Genomic DNA, 17,560 nt, shown 5'->3' on the forward strand with positions numbered 1-17,560 from the left:
TTGCAGTGTATCCGTGGCGGGATGAGGGGATTGTAGGCACAGGTTCGGAGGGCGGGGAAAAGGCGGGGGTGTTTTCCCTGGAAGTGAGGGGGTGCCGTGCCGCGTGGATCCACGGGTCGAGCCCGAGGATGACGCAAGAAGAAAGGGGCGAGAGCGAGATGCAACGTCCCCTATGCCGCACTGTTCAGTGGACGGGAACCGCCTCGTCCCCTCCGTCTTGAGCAGAGGGCCCACAGCCGCCGGCGCTTCCCATGATGACGTTTGAAGGAACGTCGTGCAGACGCTCGGGGTGAGCCTCAGGGGCAATAGCCACCCGTCTCCCCATGACGGCAGTCCATCCGGACGCGCGGCGGCTCTATACCTTGTCGGCGGCGGTGGTCTTCCGGCCCTTGCGGGGGGCTGGGGCGGGCTCTTTCGTCTGCTGGTCGAGGCGCATGGCGCGCAGGCGGGCCGTCTTCGCCTCGCGGGCGTTGGTCTCCTGCGCGATGATGCCCCGCGCGGTGTCGTCGGTCCTTGCCGCCTTGTCCTGCGCGGACAGCTTGGCGGGCTTGAAGAATTCTTCCTTGGTTGCGGTCATGCTCTCTGCCCTCCCGGGGCGATGGCCGGGGACGGACGGGCTCTGCGAGGCCGTCCGTCCGGCGGCAATTCATGCGGCGCCGGATGCCCGGCGTGGCAGGCGCGAGGCCGGAGCGTTCCGCTTTTCGAAAAAGCGAGCAACGCTCCGGAACCCGGCATTGGCCGTAATGGTGCTAGCGGGTGCGGGCCGCCTTGCGGGGCGCGGGCAGGAGCCCCTCGCGCTGCATCTTCTTGCGGGCGAGCTTGCGCTGGCGGCGAATGGCCTCGGCCTTTTCGCGGGCACGCTTTTCCGACGGCTTCTCATAGGCGCTGCGGGCCTTCATCTCGCGGAAAAGGCCTTCGCGCTGCATCTTCTTCTTCAGGACGCGAAGCGCCTGGTCGACATTGTTATCTCGAACGAGAACCTGCAATGGATGTCCTTTCTCTTGCGGCCGGAGCCGCGCTGGGTTGAAACGGGCCTTGCAGCCGTGCTGTCCGGCTATCTGCCGACACGGATGCTCGACGGTTTCAGCCAGGAGCCCGCCTTGCCGGGGGACGCCGGGCTGTCGCAGGACACCGGCACGGCGCTCTCGGCCGTATCGATGTCGCTATGCACGATGCGCCGCTCGAAGGTCTCGCCTTCGCGCCGCACGCGATACTGGACTTCGCCATGGTCTGCGGGCAGCAGGCTGACGATGCGGCATGTCCGCTCGCCCGCCGGACTGCGGGACAGGCCGGCCCTCAGGACGATCCGGTCGCCGATGGCATAGGTTTTCCGGCTCATGACGCTTCTCCTTCGAGGATGCCCGCTGGGGCGCTTCCGCTATTCTTCGAATTGCAAAACCGCTGCGCACTTTTGCTGGAATTGCTCCAATGCGCATGCCTGCGCGAATTCCCGGGCGGGTAGCGGAAATAAAAAGGCCGGGGCGTGACCCCGACCTCTCCCGTCATTCGACTCTCTGCTGCCAGTACATCCGTGGTCAGCGAAGAGGAACGACAATCTTCTTCAAGCAGCGCGAAGGTTGTCGGCCGAGTTCTTGCCGGACTTGCGGTCGCGGACGATCTCGTAGCTGATCTTCTGGCCTTCGGCGAGCGAGCCGAGGCCCGCACGCTCGACAGCCGAGATGTGCACGAAGACGTCGGTCGTGCCGTCATCGGGCTGGATGAAGCCGAAACCCTTGGTGCTGTTGAACCACTTTACGGTGCCTGAATTCATAACGATATCCTTTCCATCGCTAGTGTAATCGGACGATATTTTGTCCGTTATTGATCGATCTTGAAAGGAAATCTGACAGAGCTTTTCAGCTCGAAGACAAAGGTCGCAAGCAGTTTTCGATATGTTCTATATAGGGTTTATTTCGAAAAGCGCAATGGCGGGCCGGGATTTTTCTGAAAGGACCCGGAAACCCGCCCGAAAATACGGCCGATTTCGAAGGCTCTGTCGCAGTATTATTTTCACAACTTGAAGATGATGCAAGCAAAAAGGGCGGCGCCAGGCCGCCCTTTCGCGTTGCAAGCCGTCGCGTGGTCAGGCCGCCTGCTTCGTCCCGGCGGCAAAGCGGCTGTAGAAGGTCTCGCCCTTGGCGGCCATGTCCTTGAGGAGCGGCGTCGGCTGGAAGTGACTGCCGTATTTTGCGGCGAGCTTCTCGCAGAGCGCGACGAAGGTCTTCACGCCCATGCCGTCGATGTAGGAGAGCGTGCCGCCGGTATAGGGGGCGAAGCCGAAGCCGAGGATGGAGCCGACATCGGCCTCGCGCGGGTCGGTGACGATGCCCTCTTCCATGGTGCGGGCCGCTTCCAGCGCGATGGTGACGAGCAGGCGCTCCTTGATCACCTTGATATCGACATCATCAGGCTTCTGCTGCGGATAGAGGTCCTTCAGGCCCGGCCACAGCTTCTTCTTCGCCGGCTTCGGCGGGTAGTCGTAGAAGCCCTTGCCGGCCTTGCGGCCGAGGCGGCCTTCGCCTTCCACCAGCTTCGTGACCAGCTCCATGTGGCGCGGATCGACGGATTCGGCGCCGAGATCGGCGATGGAGGCCTTGAAGATCTTGTAGGACAGATCGACGGCGACCTCGTCGTTGAGCGACAGCGGGCCGACCGGCATGCCGGCCATCTTGGCGGCATTCTCGATCATCGCCGCCGGCACGCCTTCGATCAGCATGTCATAGGCTTCGGCCATGTAGCGGAAGACGCAGCGGTTGACGTAGAAGCCGCGCGTGTCATTGACGACGATCGGCGTCTTCTTGATGGCCGCGACATAGTCGAGCGCGGTGGCGAGCGCCTTGTCGCCCGTCTCCTTGCCGAGGATCACTTCCACCAGCATCATCTTGTCGACCGGCGAGAAGAAGTGGATGCCGATGAACTGGTTCGGGCGCCTGGAGTTCTTGGCGAGGCCGGTGATCGGCAGGGTCGAGGTGTTGGAGGCGAAGATGGCGTCCTCGCGCAGCACGGCCTCGATCTTCTCGGTGACGTCTTTCTTGACGGTGCGGTCCTCGAAGACGGCCTCGATGACGAGGTCGGCGTCCGCAAGGCTCGCATAATCAGGCGTCGGGGTGATGAGGGAAAGCAGCGTCTCGCCGTCCTCCTTCGACATCCGGCCCTTGCCTATCGCGCCCGTGACGAGACCCTCGGAGTGTGCCTTGCCCTTGTCGGCGGCTTCCTGGTCGCGGTCGATCAGCACGACCGGGATGCCGGCGGCGGCGGTGACATAGGCGATGGAAGCGCCCATGAAGCCGGCACCGACGATGGCGACCTTCTTGAACTCTGCCTTCGGCACGCCGGCCGGGCGGCGCGCGCCCTTGCCGAGTTCCTGCATGGAGATGAACAGCGACCGGATCATCGAGAAGGCTTCGGTCGTCTGGAGGATATAGGTGAAGTAGCGCTGCTCGATCTTCAGGCCCGTTTCGAAGGGAACCTGCAGGCCTTCATAAACGCACTTCAGGATGGCGAGCGCGCCCGGATAGTTGCCCGCGGTCTCGCGGCGCAGGATCGCAGGAGCAGCCGGCCAGAGCTGGGCGGAAGCCGGCGTCCAGATGCCGCCGCCGGGCGCCTTGAAGCCCTTCTCGTCCCAGGGCTGCACGGGCTTGAGGCCATCCTTGATCATCTGCTTTGCGGCGGGGATGAGCTGGTCGGGCTCGACCACCTGATGCACGAGGTTCATCGCCTTGGCGCGCGCGCCCGTCAGCGAGGAGCCCGTCGTCATCATCTGCAGGGCGTCCTGCGCATTGGCAAGGCGCGGCACGCGCTGGGTGCCGCCGGCGCCGGGGAAGATGCCGACCTTGACTTCAGGCAGCGCGATCTTCACCGACTTGGCATTGGAAGCGACGCGGCCGTGGCAGGCGAGCGACATCTCGAAGGCGCCGCCCATGCAGGTGCCGTTGATGGCCGAGACCCACGGCTTGCCCGAGGTTTCCAGCTTGCGGAACAGCCAGGTCATGCGGCCGGTGGCATCGAACAGCTTCTGCACGGCAGTTGCCGGGTCGGTCGCCTCGGCGTCCTTCAGGAGATCGAAGCTCGCCTTGATCATCGAAAGGTCGGCGCCGCCCGAGAAGGAGGACTTGCCCGACGTGATGACCGCGCCCTTGATGGCGGCATCGGCCACGACCTGATCGATGATCCTGTCGAGTTCGTTCATCACCTCGACGGTGAAGACGTTCATCGACTTTTCAGGCATGTCCCAGGTGACCAGCGCAATGCCGTCGGCGTCGGTCTCGATGGTGAAGTTCTTGTATGCGCTCATGGTTTTCTCCCCCTCAGTAGAGAATGGGTTCGATCTGCAGCGAGGCCTTGCCCCGGCCGCCATATCCCTGTTTCGTCGTATTGGTGGCGATGAGGCGGCCGTGCCGTTCGAGACGGACGGTAAAGCCCGGATCGACCGCCCTGCGCAGCGCCGAACGCTTCACCCGCATCGAAAAGCGGATGGAATGCCGGTCGCCCTTGCTGATGACGGTGATCGCGGCGATGCCCCGCGCCGGCGCGTCCATGATGCCCTGCTCCTCCAGCCGGATCGTCAGGCGGCCGGGCGGAATGGCGCCCTTGGCTGCATAGGTGACAGTGCCCGACAGCACGAAGCTGTCGCTCGCCTCGGCCGAGGAGGCGATGAGACCGGCCCCGATGAGGGTCAGAAAGCTGCGCCGCGTCGGGCTCGTCATGGACGGATCCTTTCGGTGATGAAATTGTCTGTCACGATGGATTCCTCTTTCCAGAAATTTCTTACCAGAGGTAGGCGATGGCGAGGCCGGCGAGACCGATGAACAGGAAGCAGAAGAGCAACTCGCCGCGAAGGCCGGCACGCACTGTGCGGGCCTCCTCCTTGGTCTTGACCTTGGTAAAGGCCGCGTAGTCGTCTTTCATGTCCTTCTCGCGATGGAGGTGAGCGAATTCCTGCTGTACCTCGTTTCGCACCCGTTCATACAAGTCCCGGTCCGGCCGGCCGTCCCCCATCTCAGACCCGTTCGACGATCGTCGCCGTGCCCATGCCCGCGCCGATGCAGAGCGTGACGAGGGCAACGTTGAGATCGCGGCGTTCCAGTTCGTCGAGCACGGTGCCGAGGATCATCGCGCCGGTCGCGCCGAGCGGGTGGCCCATGGCGATGGCGCCGCCGTTGACGTTCATCTTGTCGTGCGGGATGTCGAAGGCTTGGCAGTAGCGCAGGACCACCGCGGCGAAGGCTTCGTTCAGCTCGAAGAGGTCGATGTCGGAGAGCTTCATGCCGGTGCGGGCGAGCAGCTTTTCCGTGACGTCGACCGGGCCGGTCAGCATCAGCGCCGGGTCGGAGCCGATATTGGCGAAGGCCTTGATGCGGCCGCGCGGCTTTTTGCCGAGGATGTTGCCGCCTTCCTTCGAGCCGAGCAGCACGGCGGCCGCGCCGTCGACGATGCCCGAGGAGTTGCCGGCATGGTGCACGTAGTTGATGCCTTCGATTTCCGGATGGGCCTGGATGGCGACGGCTTCGAAGCCGCCCATCTCGCCGGGCATCTGGAAGGAGGGCTGGAGCTGGGCGAGCGCCTGCATGTCGGTGCCCGGGCGCATGTGCTCGTCATGGGCGAGGATGGTCAGGCCGTTGATGTCCTTCACCGGCACGACGGAGTTCTTGAAGTAGCCGTTCTGCCAGGCATGGGCGGCACGCTTCTGGCTCTCGACGGCATAGGCGTCGACGTCGTCGCGTGAAAAACCGTATTTGGTGGCGATCAGGTCGGCCGAAACGCCCTGCGGCATGAAATAGGCCGGGAAGTTGACCGAGGGGTCCATGAACCAGGCGCCGCCCGACATGCCGAGGCCGACGCGGGACATGCTCTCCACACCGCCGGCGATGACGATGTCGTCAGCGCCCTGTGCGATCTTGGCCGCGCCGAAGTTCACGGCATCGAGGCCGGAGGCGCAGAAGCGCGAGATCTGCATGCCCGGCGCGCGGTTCGAATAGCCGGCCTCGAAGGCGGCGGCCTTCGGGATGACGGCGCCGGCATCCATGACCGGATCGACGCAGCCCATGACGATGTCGTCGACCTTGTTGGTATCCAGCCCGTTGCGGTCGCGCACCGCTTCCAGCACCTTGGCGGCGAGGCGGACGGACGGCACTTCGTGCAGCGAACCGTCCTTCTTGCCGCGCCCGCGCGGGGTGCGCACGTGATCGTAGATGAAGACGTCGGTCATTTCAGTTGCTCCTCACTGCGGCCGCTTGGACGCTATCGATGCCCACGCACCGGAAATTTATACTAGGGTCCACTTGCCCCGCCGGTCTTCTTCGGCGGAAACAAGCCTGCCCTTCTTTCTTAGTTCGGTCGCAGCCCAGCGCATGTCGTACTGCCACGAATAGAAAAGGTCGTTTTCGCGAAGTTCTTTTTCGTGATGCGACCAAATATGTTGGGCAACGAACAGGATCGAAGCGGTGCCGTTGTTGGCTTTAAGGGCTTCGACCACCCAATCAGTCAGATCAGCTTTAGTTGCCATTTTTCCTCCGAGAGATGTGGTTTAGAACGCCTCGGCGGCCAGTTCCATCGTCGTGTCCGCGCCGGCCTCGATGCGGGTCTTGCGCAGGCCCGTTTCCGGCATCAGGCGTTCCATGAAGAACTTTGCCGTGATCAGCTTGTTCTTCAGGAAGTCTTCGCGCTCGCCGGCGCCGTTCGCAAGGCCCTCTTCCGCGGCCTTGGCGATCTTCGCCCACATGTAGCCGATGACGACGAGGCCGAAGAGGTGCATGTAGTCGGTCGAGCCGGCGCCGGCATTGTCGGGCTTGGCCATGGCGTTCTGCATGAACCACATGGTTCCGGCCTGAAGGTCGTTCAAGCCCTTCTTGAGCGCCTTGGTGAAAGGGGCGAGCTTCTCGTCGCCGCGATTCTCCTCGCAGAAATCGCCGATTTCCTTGAACAGGGCCATGACGGCACGGCCGCCATTCATGCCGAGCTTGCGGCCGACGAGATCGAGCGCCTGGATGCCGTTGGCGCCTTCGTAGATCATGGCGATGCGCGCGTCGCGCACATACTGGCTCATGCCATGCTCTTCGATATAGCCGTGGCCGCCGAAGACCTGCTGGGCCATGACGGCATGGTCGAAGCCCTTGTCGGTGAGCACACCCTTGAGGATTGGCGTCATCAGGCCGAGGATGTCGTCGGCGGACTGGCGTTCCGTCTCGTCGGCGGAGCGGTGGGCGATGTCGGATTTCAGCGCCGTCCACAGCGTGAAGGCACGGCCGCCCTCCGTCCAGGCCTTGATGGTCATCAGCGCGCGGCGGATGTCGGGATGCACGATCAGTGGATCGGCCTTGCCATCGGGGTTCTTGACGCCGGAGAGCGAACGGCCCTGCAGGCGCTCGCGGGCATAGTTGGCGGCGTTCTGGTAGGCGACTTCGGCAATCGACAGGCCCTGCAGGCCGACGCCGAGGCGCGCTTCGTTCATCATCACGAACATGGCGTTGAGGCCCTTGTTCTCCGCGCCGATGAGGAAGCCCTTCGCCTCGTCATAGTTCATGACGCAGGTGGCGTTGCCGTGGATGCCCATCTTGTGTTCGATGGCGCCGCAGGAGACCGCGTTCCGCTCCCCCGGCGTGCCGTCGTCCTTGAGGAGGTATTTCGGCACGATGAAGAGCGAGATGCCCTTGGTGCCCTCCGGCGCGCCCTCGATGCGGGCGAGGACGAGGTGCACGATGTTCTCCGACATGTCGTGCTCGCCGGCGGAGATGAAGATCTTCTGGCCGGAAATCTTGTAGGAGCCGTCCGCCTGCGGCACGGCCTTGGTGCGCAGGAGGCCGAGATCGGTGCCGCAATGCGGCTCCGTCAGGTTCATCGTGCCGGTCCAGGTGCCTTCCACCATCTTCGGCAGGTAGGCGGCCTTCTGCTCGTCGGAACCGTGCACGAGGATCGCGGCGATCGCGCCCTGCGTCAGGCCCGGATACATGGTCAGCGCCATGTTGGCCGAGGACATGTATTCGCCGACGGCGGTGTGCAGCACGTAGGGCAGGCCCTGGCCGCCGAATTCCTCCGGCACGGCAAGGCCGATCCAGCCGCCCTGGCGATAGAGGTCATAGGCCTCCCTGAAGCCCTGCGGCGTTACCACCGTGGCATCGTCGTTGCGCCTGCAGCCTTCCTGGTCGCCGGAGAGGTTGACCGGGAACAGCACTTCCTCGGCGAGCTTGGCCGCCTCGCCGGCAATCGCCTCCAGCATGTCGCCCGTCGCGTCGGCGAAGCCGGGCAGATTGTTGTAGCGCTCGAGCGAGAGCACGTCGTTCAGGATGAAAAGCGTGTCATTCACGGGGGCCTTGTAGATCGGCATTTCTCGCGTTCCTCACCTATGCCACGGACAGGAGTCCGGTCCTTGGGGAGGGAGTGTATAAAACTTTGACGTTTGCGTAAACGTCAAAAGGTGGCAGTGCGTTGAATTTTTCGTCGCAGGGAGAGGAGGGGAGCATATGAGGCCGGGCTCCATGCTTGCCGACGTTCCCCAAGGGAAGTCCGCCACCCATGGCAAGGCGCCGGCCACATCCTCCTTCTCCCCGCTTGCGGGGAGAAGGTGCCGGCAGGCGGATGAGGGGCCGCCCCGGTTTTCCACGCCCTCCACGGGAGAATGTGCTGCCTGCGCCTCATCCCGCTGCCGCGATCTTCTCCCCGCAGGCGGGGAGAAGAGGCGGCGCGCGCCTTCGTCCCTAAGCAAATCGTGACGGCTGCAACCTCCCCACGTCCCGCAACCGTTCATCTTTCCCTCTCCGGGACCAGTCTATGAGCAAATCGTTAAAAAATTTCCGGTCGAGTTAACCCCTTGTTTACCACGTTTCATGAATTGTGGCGCTTGAGGGCGTGGGATCGGGAATCATTTCGGCTCCCCTCTGTGAGACCCGGGCGGACGGTCCGGGCGACAACAGGGACGATACGGTTTTCCGCCACAACGCAGGAAGAGCGCAGCCGGGCGGGCAGCGCTTTCAAGGGTATCTCCCGACGGGCCGACGGCCGTCAAAGCGAGGCGAAAGATGAACGGATCGCGAAACCCGCAACGTCAAGGCGAACGCTCTTCGCTCGACGCGCTCAATCGCACCATCGAGGGGCTGGAAGCCCGCATCGAGGGCCTGATGGCGAACAGCCGGGATGCGCGCGGGCGCGGTGAGGAGCGCTTCGCTTCCCGCACCGAGCAGGCCCGCTCCGAACAGATCCGCCCCGAGCCGTCGCGCTACGAGCCGGCGCGCGGCGTGCCGCTGCGCGAAGACCCCGTTTCCGAAATCATGCAGCGCCAGCGCGCCATCGAGGGCAGCCGCGAGCGCGTCGCCCAGCGCATCGAGCGCCACCCGCTCTCGGCCGATCACCACGCCGCCGCCCAGCACGCCCACACCGCCTTCGGCGGCCAGCCGGCCGCAGCGCCCGCCCGCGCCGACAGTTCCGTGCAGGATATCGCCCGCTCGCTCGTCTCGCTCCGCCAGGATCTCAAGAAGGATATCGCCGAGGGCCTCGAACGCGAGATGCAGTCGCTGCGCTCGGAAATCCGCGGCATTCGCCAGATGGCCGAGGGCCGCGGCAATGGCGATGACCTGCGCGAGGAGCTGCACCGCCTTTCCGCCGGCATCAGCCAGCTCGGCCGCCAGTCGGGGCATACGGAAGGCCTGCGCGTCGAGTTCGATGCGCTGCGCTCCGTGCTCGACGGGCTTGCCCGCGAGGATTCTGTGCGCCGCATGGAGGACCGCTGGAACGGCGTCGAAGAGAAGCTTTCCGTCTTCGACCAGAGCCGCGACGACGAGCTGGTGGCGCTCGCCTACCGGCTCGACGAATTGAAGAACCAGATCAACGGCATGAGCGCGACACCCGCCATCCGCGCGCTGGAGGACAAGATCGAATCGATGGTGCATGCCGTCGACATGATCGCCCGCCAGGGCGCGCCGGACGACGGACGCTTCGTTTCCGCCGTCGCCTCGCAGTTCGAGGGGCTGGATGCTCGCCTCGACGAGATCAGCCGCGCCATCGCCGCCGCCGGCCGCATGCAGCAGTCGTCCTTCGCCGACCAGGGCATGATGCAGCGCCTCGAAGGCCGCATCGCCGATCTCGCCGGCCAGATCGACCTCATCGCCCACCGCCCCGCGCCCGCCGACCAGAACCTCTCCGCCCGCATCGAGGCGCTGGCAGGCCGCATCGAGGACCTGTCGAACGAGCGCACGGCGCTGCGCCTCGAAGAGCGCATCGAGCACCTGTCGCAGATGCTGGAGCAGGGCCAGCAGGCCGCGCCCGCCCTCGTCGGCGGCGACGAGCTTGCCTATTACCTCTCCGACATTTCTCGCAAGATCGACGCGCTCGACCAGGGCAGCGTCAACAACGAGCTTGCCGGCCGTCTGGATGCGCTCGCCCGCCGCATCGACACGCTGGATACGCCCGTCGGCAGCCCCTTCCAGGAAGACCGTTTCTCGCGCCTCGAAGGCCGCCTCTCGGATATCGCCGACCGGCTCGACGCGACCCGCGCGGCGCCCGCCGGCGACCACGAGGCGCTGCGCAGCCTGGAGGCGCAGATCGCGCATCTCTCCACGCTGATCAGCACGCCCTCCGCCGCGTCCATGGCCGCCATGCCCCCGGAATTCGAGAACCGGATCGCCACCATCGAAGACTATATGGCGACCAATGACGAATATATTGTCGAGGCCGCCCGCCAGGCGGCGGAAGCCGTCATGGAGGCCTATCGCCATGCCGGCCCCGCCTCCGCCGCCAATACCGACATGGAGGCGATCGCCGGCCTTGCGAACGACCTTCGCGCGCTGGAGGAGCTGACCCGCGCCGGCGAGGAACGCACCGCCCGCACCTTCGACGCCCTGCACGACACGCTGGTGCAGATCGCCGGCCGCCTCGAACAGCTCGACGCCCCGCGCGAAACCTTCGGCCGCCGCGAGGCCGCCCAGCCTCGCGCCGAAATGCCCCGCGCCGAGATGCCGGCCATGGGCTTCGGCGCGGATGCCGGCCTTCACCGCAACGACTACCCTTTTGACGACGACGCCTTCGGCGCCGCCGAGCTGAAGGCGGAGATCGCCGCGCCCGAAGAGGAAAGCCGCTTCGCCGAGATCGAGGTCGAGCATATTCCCGCGCCCGTGCGTGCCGAGGCAGGGGATGCCGTTGCCGAGGAGGCCGTGGCGCTTGCCGGCGATATCGCCGAAGCCCAGCCCAGGGCCGGCCTGCTTGCCGGCCTGAAGCGCCGCTTCGCGCCCGGCCGTAAGGATGTGGCCCCGCAGGCCGAGCGCCAGCAGATCGATCCGGCGCCCTCCATCGATCCCGTCGACGAGCTGGCGCCGGAAGAGGCGAACCAGCTTCTGGAGCCGGGCTCCGGCGTGCCGGACGTGCGCCGCATCCTCGAGCGTGTCCGCGCCGGCCAGGCCGCGGGCAGCCGCGCCGCTCCCGGCAGCGAAGGCGAGAAGGCGGACTTCATCGCCGCCGCCCGCCGCGCCGCCAAGCTCGCCGCCGAAGAAACCGACACGATCTCCCGCGTCGCACCGGCCAGAAAGCCGGAAAAGGCGGCCAAGGGCGACACGCCGGCCGCCACTTCCGCCTTCGCGCGCCATCGCCGCCCGATCCTGCTTGCCGTCGGCGCCGTGCTGCTCGCCATCATGTCCTACCCGCTGGTCAACACGCTGGTCCGCGGCGACGAGGCCCCGGCCGTCGTGGAGCAGGCCGCCGTCAGGGAAGAGGCAAGGCCCGCCGCGACGACGGACGGTGCCGACAAGGCCGTGACCGCAAACATTGCCGCAGCGCCCGTCGCGGGGGAAAAGGCCGTGACCGATCCCGCGCCGGCCGGCACGGAGGGCGAGCGCAGCCTCGCCGCGCCCGAAAAGGCGACGGATGACGGCGCATCCCTTCAGGTGACGCCGCTCCAGACGAAGGGCACCGACGCCCTGACGACACCCCTTGCCGCGGATGACGATGCCACCGCCGGCTTCGAGCCGCTGACGACGCCGGAAACCGTGCCGCTCGCCGGCAAGGATGCCAAGGCCGGCTGGGAAGAGGCCGCGCCGCTCGGCGCCGCGCAGACAGCGGCGATCGCCGTGCCGGAAGCGATCACGCCCGCCTCGCTCTCCAAGGCCGCGACGGAAGGTGACCCGCTGGCGCTGTTCGAGATCGGCGCGCGCTACACGGAAGGCCGCGGCGTCGCCACCGACCTCAAGGAAGCCGCCCGCTGGTACGCGCTTGCGGCCGACCGCGGCTTCGCACCGGCCGAATACCGCCTCGCCAACCTCTACGAGAAGGGCCAGGGCGTCGAACTCGACCTTGCCCGGGCGCGCAAGCTCTACGAGGATGCGGCCGGCAAGGGCAATGCGAGCGCCATGCACAATCTCGCCGTCCTGCTGGCGACGGGCTCGGGCGATGCCGCGCCGGACTTCAACGGCGCCGCCAAATGGTTCCAGAAGGCATCCGAGCTCGGCGTGCGCGACAGCCAGTTCAACCTCGCCATCCTCTATGCGCGCGGCAACGGCGTGAAGCAGGACCTGGAAGAATCCTACAAGTGGTTCGCCATCGCCGCTCGTGACGGCGACCACGACGCCGCCGAAAAGCGCGACGAGGTGGCCAATGCCATGAAGCCGGAGCAGCTCTCCAGCGCCAAGGCCAAGGTCGACCTCTGGAAACCGCAGGCGCTCGACGAGAAGGCAAACTCGGCCGACCTGCCGGACGAATGGGTCGGCAAGCCGGTGAAGACCGCCAGCGTCGACATGAAGAAGGCCATCCGCAACATCCAGGCCATCCTCAACAACAACGGCTTCAACGCCGGCACGCCGGACGGCGAGATGGGCAAGAAGACCGTCTCCGCCATCAAGGCCTTCCAGAAGTCCGTCGGCCAGAAGGAAACCGGCGAGATCGACGACGCGCTCGTCACCGAGCTTCTGAAGCGCAACAAGCAGCCGGGCTGACCGGCGCATCGCCGGAGGCCCGCCAGGCGGCGCCTCCGGTCACGTCTCTCTCGATCCAAAGGGCATGACGCCCGCCCATGGCGCCCGCACGTCGCTCACGATGTGCGACGGGCGCCGGAGCAATTTGATCCGCTGCATATTTTCATCCTTAAATCGGCCCCGATTTGCGGATTATGCAATAGAAAATTCATGTCGCTCCAAGATGATAACGCCAGGAAGAAACGTCATCATCCGAAAGGGCTGAGGCACGCGCCGCAATGGCTGCGTTCCAGAACCGGTCCTTGCCGGATGCAAGGCGCGGCCGGCCGCCGAGGGGCACTCCCTTTGCGGCGGGGCGCGTCGTCGTATTCGCTGCCTGCCGAAGAGGAGCCGCGGCAGGGGCGGGAAGGGGTGAAGGCGGCTGCCGAGTATCGTTTGACGCAAGTCCGGAGGCGAGCCGCTTCGCGCGTCCGCCGGAATTGCCTGGGCTTCCGCGCAAGCGGGAATTGCCGATCGGGGTATTGTTGTGACTGTCTATCTGCCCATCGCAGAGCTTTCGGTGAATATCTTCATCATTCTCGGCATGGGCGCGGCCGTCGGCTTCCTTTCCGGCATGTTCGGCGTCGGCGGCGGCTTCCTCATCACGCCGCTCCTCATCTTCTACAACATCCCTCCGGTCGTCGCGGTGGCGACGGGCGCCAACCAGGTCGTCGCCTCGTCGATCTCCGGCGCATTGTCGCATTTCCGGCGCGGCACGCTGGACGTCAAGCTCGGCGCGGTCCTTCTCGTCGGCGGCCTCACGGGGGCGACGGTCGGTATCTGGATCTTCGCGCTGCTGCGCAGCGTCGGCCAGCTCGATCTCGTCATCTCGCTGCTCTATGTCGTGCTGCTCGGCACGGTGGGCACGCTGATGCTGCTCGAGAGCATCCGCGCCATGCGCCGTTCGGCCAACAACCAGCCCGTCTCGCTGCGCCGGCCCGGCCAGCATAGCTGGGTGCACCGCCTGCCGCTGAAGATGCGCTTCAAGAAGTCGAAGATCTATTTGTCCGTCATTCCGGTGATCGGGCTCGGCTTCTGCATCGGCATCCTCACCTCGGTCATGGGCGTCGGCGGCGGCTTCATCATGGTGCCGGCGATGATCTATCTCCTGCGCATCCCGACCAATGTCGTCGTCGGGACCTCGCTGTTCCAGATCATCTTCGTCACCGCCTATACGACCGTCGTGCAGGCGACGACCAACTATTCCGTCGATATCGTGCTCGCCTTCATCCTGATGGTGGCCGGCGTCATCGGCGCGCAATATGGCGTGCGTGTCGGCCAGAAGCTGCGCGGCGAACAGCTGCGCGCGCTGCTCGCGCTGCTCGTCCTTGCCGTCGGCGCCCGCCTTGCGGTCGACCTCGTCGTCACGCCGGCCGACATCTATTCCATCGTCAGCGAGGGGGTCTATCGATGAGAGCCCTCGCGACGCTCCTCTTCGTCCTTGGCCTTGCCCTTCCCGCCGGCGCGCAGGTGCTGGAGGACAGGCCGGTGGAATTTCCCGAGAAGCTGGAGATCGGCATCTCGACGGACGAGATCGCCATCTCGTCGGACTTCCGCGGCGCGGACCTGACGATCTTCGGCGCCATCGAGGGCTACGATCCCGCGCTGCTCGCCCAGAGCAAGTACGACATCGTCGTGGCGCTGGAAGGGCCGAAGGACAACAATACGGTGCGCATCAAGGAGCGCGTCTTCGGCATCTGGGTCAACCGCCGCTCCATGACCTTCGAGCTGGTGCCGGAATCCTACTCGCTGTCGAGCACGCGGGACGTCGAGACCATCGCCGAGCCCGCCATGCTCAACGGCGTCGGCGTCGGCATCCAGCATATCCGCCTCTCGCCCATCGGCTATGTCGGCGACGGCTCGAAGCTCACCGAGTTCCGCGACGCCTTCCGCCGCCTCAAGGAAAGCGGCGGCTTCTACCAGCGCGATCCCGGCGGCGTGCAGTTCATCAGCGCCAGCCTGTTCAAGGCGACGGTCAAGCTGCCGGCCAACGTGCCGAACGGCACCCATGTCGTGCGCGCCCACCTCTTCCGCGATGGCGTGTTCATCGCGGAGAAGGCGCTGCCGCTGCGCGTCATGAAGACCGGCATCGAGCAGATGATCTCGAATGCCGCCTACAACAATTCGCTGGCCTACGGCCTCTTCTCGGTGCTGCTCGCTCTCCTGACGGGCTGGCTCGCCAGCGTCGTCTTCCGCAAGGACTGAGCGGTCAGGACCGGTAGACCAGCACGGGCACCTTCGCGTGGCTCAGCACCTTCGTCGTGACGCTGCCCATCAGGAAGGCGCTGACGCCGCGCCGGCCGTGCGAGGCCATGGCGATGAGGTCGCAGCCGCGCTTTTCCGCCGTGTCGATGATCGCCTGCCAGGCATCGCCCGCCGCGATCTGCAGCGTCTCGACCGGAATGCCGGCCGCCGCCGCCTTCGCCTCGACCGCGCCGAGGATGCGGGCGCCGTCCACCTTCAGATGCGCCTCGTATTCCGCGCGCAGGTTGACGGTGGCGCCGGGCGTCACGGGCAGGAAGTGCAGCGGCTCGGCGACGGTGAGCGCCGTCACCTTCGCCCCCAGCGCCTTTGCCAGTTGCAGCGTCTGGTCGATAGCGGCGGCGGAAAGATCCGAGCCGTCGGTGGGAACGAGGATATGCCTGTACATGGTCGCAGCCTCCTTTTTTACCCAGAGTAGGCCCGGCTTCGGGCCGTGCCTTGATGGAAATCAACCGTGCGGCTTTCGTCAAGTGCCGGTTGTGGCCCGCCTCGCCACGGTCGCCTCATAGGCCGTGCGCAATTCGTTGAAGACCGAGCGGGCGGGCGGCGGGCTGCCGAGATGGATGGCGCGCAGTTCCTCCATGAAGGCCTCCCACATCGCCGGCCCGCCCTCTTCCAGAAGCTCGGCGCGGATGGAGAGTTCCTCCGTCACCGGCAGGAAGCGCCGGCCCCAGGCGCCCATCATGGCGAAGACCGGCACGAGCGCGATGCCCATCTCGGTGAGGCTGTAGAGCGCCTTCTGCTTGTGGCTCGGATCGTCCGCCTTGCTGATCAGTCCCTCCTCTACCAGCCGGCGAAGGCGGTCCGCCAGGATGTTCGAGGCGATGCCTTCCTCCGATTTCGTCAAAAGCTCGCGGAAATGCCGACGGTTGCCGAACATCATGTCCCGCAGCACGATCAGGCTCCAGCGATCCCCGAGGATTTCCAGTGTAAGATTGATCGGGCAGCCGGAGCGGCGGGTATCCTTCATGCAGTCTCTCCAAAAACTGCTTGCATAGTAAAATCGGTTTCTCTATCCATCAACCAGTTGCAATTCGCAATCGGTTTGGCGCGCAGCGGCACGGCCGCAACGGAGGACAGGACCATGGCAAAGGTAATCATCTGGAATCTCGTGACGCTCGACGGCTTCTTCGAGGGCGGGACGAAATGGGACCTCGGCTTCCACGGCAAGGCCTGGGGGCCGGAACTGGAAGCGCTTAGCATGGAGTTCGGCGCGTCCGCGGGCCTCCTCGTCTTCGGCCGCATCACCTATGAGGGCATGAAGGCCTACTGGACGACGACGGAGGACGAGGGCGAGGTGAAGACCTTCATGAACGCCCTGCCGAAGCTCGTCGCCTCGCGCACCCTCGCGTCCTCCGACTGGAACAATACCGAGGTGACGGCCGATATCGTCGGCGAGCTCTCCCGCCGCAAGCAGGCGCTGGACAAGCCGATCTATGTCTTCGGCAGCGCCGAGCTGGCGGATTCGCTGCTCGAGGCGGGGTTGGTCGACGAGGTGATGCTGGGCATCGTGCCGGTGCAGCTCGGCAAGGGCACGCCCTTCTTCAAGGACGGTGCGCGGCGCGACTTCGATCTCGTCGAGGCAAGGCCGCTTTCCAACGGCACGATCCTTACGCGCTATGCGCCGGAAGGCGTCAGCCTCTGAGATTGGAAAACCGCACCGAATAGATGCGGTCGCGGCCGAGCATGTGGGCGACGAGGCTCTGCCGGTCGAAGAGACCGGCCATCGCCTTGTGGCGCAGGTCGAGGCCGCCGGTCATGATGCCGAAGGCGGGCATCAGAAGGCGCCTGCCGTCGGTCGCAAAGCACAGGCGGCGCACCGCCTTCTCGCGGCGGATGACGGTGGCGGCCGGGTGCAGGTGCCCGGCGATCTCGCCGGCCGGCGAGAGGAGCGACGGCTCGTGCCGGAAGGCAAGGCCGGCATAGTGGAGTTCGTCGGCCGATTGGCCCGGCAGGTCCACGGTGCCGTCCGGGTCGTGGTTGCCGTTGATCCAGATCCATTCGCGCCCGCGCGCAAGCTCCGTGATTTTCGTGCGAAAAATCTCCGGCAGATGGGCCGAGCCGACGCGGTCGTGGAAATTGTCGCCCAGACTGACGACGATGGCGGGATCGTGCCGGGTGATGACGGCCTCCAGCATCTTCAGCGTCGCCAGCGTATCGTAGGGCGGCAGCATCATGCCGCGGCGGGCGAAGGCCGCGCCCTTTTCCAGATGCAGGTCCGAAACGACGAGCAGACGCGTTTCCGGCAGATAGAGCGCGCCGAGCGGATCGCACACGGCCTCGACGCCGGCGACGACGGTGCGGGCCGAAACCGCGCCGAAATCCTGAATATCCATCGATGCCAGAGCCAGTCTCTGCATGCCCGTTGC

Annotated in this window: 17 protein-coding genes; 4 read left to right on the top strand and 13 right to left on the bottom strand. The window is 65.6% G+C overall.

The window, feature by feature from the left end:
- Positions 1–355 precede the first annotated feature (355 nt).
- The 10 genes from DSD28_RS16540 to DSD28_RS16585 form a co-directional block, all read right to left on the bottom strand.
- Positions 356–577, bottom strand: a complete 222-nt coding sequence (locus DSD28_RS16540; RefSeq protein WP_119257529.1) for a hypothetical protein — start codon at positions 575–577, stop codon at positions 356–358.
- A gap of 172 nt (positions 578–749) precedes the next feature.
- On the bottom strand, positions 750–986 hold the full coding sequence (rpsU, locus tag DSD28_RS16545) for a 30S ribosomal protein S21 (protein ID WP_119257530.1): 237 nt from the start codon (positions 984–986) through the stop codon (positions 750–752).
- 68 nt (positions 987–1,054) lie between these two features.
- Positions 1,055–1,339 carry a cold-shock protein gene (locus tag DSD28_RS16550; protein WP_119257531.1) on the bottom strand — a complete coding sequence of 95 codons (285 nt, stop codon included), beginning with the start codon at positions 1,337–1,339 and terminating at the stop codon, positions 1,055–1,057.
- A 222-nt stretch (positions 1,340–1,561) separates the two neighbouring features.
- On the bottom strand, positions 1,562–1,771 hold the full coding sequence (locus DSD28_RS16555; RefSeq protein ID WP_119257532.1) for a cold-shock protein: 210 nt from the start codon (positions 1,769–1,771) through the stop codon (positions 1,562–1,564).
- Between the two features lie 312 nt (positions 1,772–2,083).
- A complete protein-coding gene (locus DSD28_RS16560; protein WP_119257533.1) occupies positions 2,084–4,294 on the bottom strand; it encodes an FAD-dependent oxidoreductase in 2,211 nt (736 codons plus the stop codon).
- 13 nt (positions 4,295–4,307) lie between these two features.
- Positions 4,308–4,706: a YbaY family lipoprotein gene (locus DSD28_RS16565; protein WP_119257534.1), complete on the bottom strand. Its 399-nt coding sequence runs from the start codon at positions 4,704–4,706 to the stop codon at positions 4,308–4,310.
- Between the two features lie 61 nt (positions 4,707–4,767).
- Positions 4,768–4,908, bottom strand: coding sequence for a hypothetical protein (locus DSD28_RS25955; RefSeq protein ID WP_162911432.1), 141 nt, complete (start codon positions 4,906–4,908; stop codon positions 4,768–4,770).
- A gap of 91 nt (positions 4,909–4,999) precedes the next feature.
- Positions 5,000–6,208, bottom strand: coding sequence for an acetyl-CoA C-acetyltransferase (locus tag DSD28_RS16575; RefSeq protein WP_119257536.1), 1,209 nt, complete (start codon positions 6,206–6,208; stop codon positions 5,000–5,002).
- 57 nt (positions 6,209–6,265) lie between these two features.
- On the bottom strand, positions 6,266–6,505 hold the full coding sequence (locus tag DSD28_RS16580; protein WP_119257537.1) for a hypothetical protein: 240 nt from the start codon (positions 6,503–6,505) through the stop codon (positions 6,266–6,268).
- Between the two features lie 21 nt (positions 6,506–6,526).
- Positions 6,527–8,323, bottom strand: a complete 1,797-nt coding sequence (locus DSD28_RS16585; RefSeq protein WP_119257538.1) for an acyl-CoA dehydrogenase C-terminal domain-containing protein — start codon at positions 8,321–8,323, stop codon at positions 6,527–6,529.
- Between the two features lie 691 nt (positions 8,324–9,014).
- On the opposite strand from DSD28_RS16585, the gene DSD28_RS16595 reads away from it, so the two are divergent.
- The 3 genes from DSD28_RS16595 to DSD28_RS16605 all read left to right on the top strand — a co-directional run bounded on the left by DSD28_RS16595 (position 9,015) and on the right by DSD28_RS16605 (position 15,134).
- The gene (locus DSD28_RS16595; protein ID WP_119257540.1) at positions 9,015–12,911 is read left to right on the top strand and encodes an SEL1-like repeat protein; all 3,897 of its coding nucleotides are present in this window, start codon (positions 9,015–9,017) and stop codon (positions 12,909–12,911) included.
- 505 nt (positions 12,912–13,416) lie between these two features.
- A complete protein-coding gene (locus DSD28_RS16600) occupies positions 13,417–14,343 on the top strand; it encodes a sulfite exporter TauE/SafE family protein (RefSeq protein WP_119257541.1) in 927 nt (308 codons plus the stop codon).
- Positions 14,340–15,134: a TIGR02186 family protein gene (locus DSD28_RS16605; RefSeq protein WP_119257542.1), complete on the top strand. Its 795-nt coding sequence runs from the start codon at positions 14,340–14,342 to the stop codon at positions 15,132–15,134. Before DSD28_RS16600 ends, DSD28_RS16605 begins: the two co-directional genes overlap by 4 nt.
- A gap of 4 nt (positions 15,135–15,138) precedes the next feature.
- Here the strand turns inward: DSD28_RS16605 and DSD28_RS16610 are convergent, their stop codons facing one another.
- Positions 15,139–15,579 (bottom strand): universal stress protein, encoded by a 441-nt coding sequence (locus DSD28_RS16610; protein WP_119257543.1) that lies wholly within the window; start codon positions 15,577–15,579, stop codon positions 15,139–15,141.
- Positions 15,580–15,657: 78 nt separating this feature from the next.
- A complete protein-coding gene (locus DSD28_RS16615) occupies positions 15,658–16,161 on the bottom strand; it encodes a winged helix-turn-helix transcriptional regulator (RefSeq protein ID WP_119257544.1) in 504 nt (167 codons plus the stop codon).
- 114 nt (positions 16,162–16,275) lie between these two features.
- Between DSD28_RS16615 and DSD28_RS16620 the strand changes: the two genes are divergently transcribed.
- Complete coding sequence (locus DSD28_RS16620; protein ID WP_119257545.1) at positions 16,276–16,836, top strand: dihydrofolate reductase family protein; 561 nt, start codon at positions 16,276–16,278, stop codon at positions 16,834–16,836.
- Here the strand turns inward: DSD28_RS16620 and pdeM are convergent.
- A complete protein-coding gene (gene pdeM / locus DSD28_RS16625; RefSeq protein WP_119257546.1) occupies positions 16,826–17,551 on the bottom strand; it encodes a ligase-associated DNA damage response endonuclease PdeM in 726 nt (241 codons plus the stop codon). The two genes, DSD28_RS16620 and pdeM, sit on opposite strands and share 11 nt — an antisense overlap.
- Positions 17,552–17,560 lie beyond the last annotated feature (9 nt).

The organism is Shinella zoogloeoides (assembly GCF_003574625.1).
Lineage (GTDB): Bacteria > Pseudomonadota > Alphaproteobacteria > Rhizobiales > Rhizobiaceae > Shinella > Shinella zoogloeoides_A.

What these genes read in the sequence shown, in the direction of transcription:
- DSD28_RS16540 (WP_119257529.1), bottom strand. Translation starts at nt 577, where the DNA reads ATGACCGCAACCAAGGAAGAATTCTTCAAGCCCGCCAAGCTGTCCGCG.
- DSD28_RS16555 (WP_119257532.1), bottom strand. Translation starts at nt 1,771, where the DNA reads ATGAATTCAGGCACCGTAAAGTGGTTCAACAGCACCAAGGGTTTCGGC.
- DSD28_RS16585 (WP_119257538.1), bottom strand. Translation starts at nt 8,323, where the DNA reads ATGCCGATCTACAAGGCCCCCGTGAATGACACGCTTTTCATCCTGAAC.
- pdeM (WP_119257546.1), bottom strand. Translation starts at nt 17,551, where the DNA reads ATGCAGAGACTGGCTCTGGCATCGATGGATATTCAGGATTTCGGCGCG.
- DSD28_RS16595 (WP_119257540.1), top strand. Translation starts at nt 9,015, where the DNA reads ATGAACGGATCGCGAAACCCGCAACGTCAAGGCGAACGCTCTTCGCTC.
- DSD28_RS16615 (WP_119257544.1), bottom strand. Translation starts at nt 16,161, where the DNA reads ATGAAGGATACCCGCCGCTCCGGCTGCCCGATCAATCTTACACTGGAA.
- DSD28_RS25955 (WP_162911432.1), bottom strand. Translation starts at nt 4,908, where the DNA reads ATGAAAGACGACTACGCGGCCTTTACCAAGGTCAAGACCAAGGAGGAG.
- DSD28_RS16565 (WP_119257534.1), bottom strand. Translation starts at nt 4,706, where the DNA reads ATGACGAGCCCGACGCGGCGCAGCTTTCTGACCCTCATCGGGGCCGGT.
- DSD28_RS16560 (WP_119257533.1), bottom strand. Translation starts at nt 4,294, where the DNA reads ATGAGCGCATACAAGAACTTCACCATCGAGACCGACGCCGACGGCATT.
- DSD28_RS16550 (WP_119257531.1), bottom strand. Translation starts at nt 1,339, where the DNA reads ATGAGCCGGAAAACCTATGCCATCGGCGACCGGATCGTCCTGAGGGCC.
- DSD28_RS16575 (WP_119257536.1), bottom strand. Translation starts at nt 6,208, where the DNA reads ATGACCGACGTCTTCATCTACGATCACGTGCGCACCCCGCGCGGGCGC.
- DSD28_RS16620 (WP_119257545.1), top strand. Translation starts at nt 16,276, where the DNA reads ATGGCAAAGGTAATCATCTGGAATCTCGTGACGCTCGACGGCTTCTTC.
- DSD28_RS16580 (WP_119257537.1), bottom strand. Translation starts at nt 6,505, where the DNA reads ATGGCAACTAAAGCTGATCTGACTGATTGGGTGGTCGAAGCCCTTAAA.
- DSD28_RS16610 (WP_119257543.1), bottom strand. Translation starts at nt 15,579, where the DNA reads ATGTACAGGCATATCCTCGTTCCCACCGACGGCTCGGATCTTTCCGCC.
- DSD28_RS16605 (WP_119257542.1), top strand. Translation starts at nt 14,340, where the DNA reads ATGAGAGCCCTCGCGACGCTCCTCTTCGTCCTTGGCCTTGCCCTTCCC.